The sequence below is a fragment of the Enterobacter vonholyi genome, assembly GCF_008364555.1.
Taxonomy (GTDB): Bacteria; Pseudomonadota; Gammaproteobacteria; order Enterobacterales; family Enterobacteriaceae; genus Enterobacter; species Enterobacter vonholyi.
The window spans coordinates 1-838 of record NZ_VTUC01000029.1 but is presented as its reverse complement, the minus strand read 5'-3'; the positions used below and the strand labels follow the sequence as shown (position 1 = coordinate 838).

At 47.6% G+C, this 838-nt stretch carries 1 pseudogene; it reads right to left on the bottom strand.

Annotation, left to right across the window (positions count from 1 at the left end):
* A pseudogene (locus F0319_RS22290) lies at positions 1 to 838 on the bottom strand (hemagglutinin repeat-containing protein); the annotation flags it as partial.

The following is an 838-nucleotide window of genomic DNA, read 5'->3' as shown; positions in this document are numbered from 1 at the left end:
TCCAGCGCGCCGCCGCCGTTAAGCTGCTGCAGCGCACACTGGAGCCGATCGTTCCACTGCGGCGAGTTCACCGCCACAGTGCCGGTAGCGTTCAGCCCCTGTTTTTGCACGCCGCTGCCGATGGTCTGGTTGCTGAGGGTGTTCAGCGACGGGGTGGAGATAACGTTGCTGACGCCGCCCGCGTTCGCAGTGGTATTGGTGTTGCTGATGTTGCTGGTAAAGTTTGCATTAACGTTACCGCCGGCTTGTATAACAGCGCGGTAAACGGGGCCATCAGGAACAGAACCTGAAGAACTCTTAGGCCTGTAAACAACCGTAGGGAAATCACCATCGGAGCCTGACATAGTGGATAATTGGTAAACAATTTCACTGGAGCTTTTACCAGACTGGTAACTTTGATTATTTAACTGATTTCCGGAAATATTGATATTGCCAGTTGCCAGCATATTACTGGCCTGATTAATAAGCTCATTGCTGGAAATATTCAAATCTTTTCCTGCAGAAAGTCTCCCTGCGGTACCTTGCGTGTGTATAGTTACATTTTCTTCCGGTCCGTTACTGAGTACAACTTCATCGGGTATAAGATCAATATGCATCTTAACTTCAATGTAAGGACCTTTACTGTCCTCCCCAAAATGGGCATTGGAAGGTAATTGTTTATTTAAGTCCCCTGAATTAGTCGGACTACTGCTTTCTATTTTTACATCAAAAACTTCGTAATGATTAAAAAAACGATTAGTTTTAATTGTAATATCGCCACCCTGCGTCTCAATATTCCCCGACGTGTTCACCACCTGGCTGTTCGCATTCCCCGCCGCATCCCGCTGCATCCACAGGT